Below are 858 nucleotides of genomic sequence, written 5' to 3'. Positions count from 1 at the left end.
GTCCGGCGCGATGTCGAGCCCGATCTGGCTGACGTCGACGAGCGCGTAGTACACGCCGCCGAATGCGATGTCGACCTTGAGCGTGCCGAACTCCGGCGTGTGCACGTCGACGTCGAGCCGTTCGACGAACGCCGGCACCATGTCGAGCGACACGCCGACGCAGCGGCCGTCGCGGCACGCGGCGCGCGCGGTGACGAGCCCGGCAGGCGTGTCGAGTACGACGGTGGTCTCCGGCTCCTGCATCGGCACCATGCCGAGTTCGAGCAACGCGGTCACGACGCAGATGCAGTTGCTGCCCGACATCGGATGCGCCTTGTCGGCCTGCAGCACGATGAAGCCGGCGTGCGCTTCCGGCCGTGTCGGCGGCAGCAGCAGGTTGACCGACATCTGCAGGCAGCCGCGCGGCTCGAGCACGACGAGGCGCCGCAAGCTGTCGTCGGTTTCGTTGATGTAGTTCATCTTGTCGAGCATGGTCTTGCCCGGCACGTCGAGGACGCCGCCGGTGATGACCTTGCCGATCTCGCCCTCGCAATGCACGTCGACGAGCTGCAGCGTTTTGTTCCAGCGCATGATCGATTCACCTTCTGCTTACTTGAGGTACCAGCCCCACGGCTTGTCGCTGTCGTAGCGCGTGATCTGCTTGATTTCCAGGTAGTTGTTCAGGCCCCACTCGCCGAGTTCGCGGCCGATCCCGCTCTGCTTGTAGCCGCCCCACGGCGCCTCCGTGAACGTCGGTTGCGAGCAGTTGATCCATACGATACCCGCACGCATCGCGCGCGCCACGCGCTCGCAGCGCGGCAGGTCGGCCGACATCACGGCCGCCGCGAGACCGAAGCGCGAGTCGTTGGCCGAGCGAAC

The 858-nt window shown here is 66.6% G+C and carries 2 protein-coding genes; both read right to left on the bottom strand.

What is annotated here, in order from left to right; all coding sequences use genetic code 11:
• Positions 1 to 570: proline racemase family protein (locus Q3A80_RS31865; protein ID WP_446332744.1), on the bottom strand; the 570-nt coding region annotated here is incomplete at its 3' end.
• An 18-nt stretch (positions 571 to 588) separates the two neighbouring features.
• Positions 589 to 858 (bottom strand): aldehyde dehydrogenase family protein (locus Q3A80_RS31860; RefSeq protein ID WP_446332743.1); only part of this gene is annotated, 270 nt, incomplete at its 5' end.

The sequence above is a fragment of the Burkholderia sp. SR8 genome, assembly GCF_052851275.1.
This window is presented reverse-complemented; position numbering and strand designations above follow the sequence as displayed.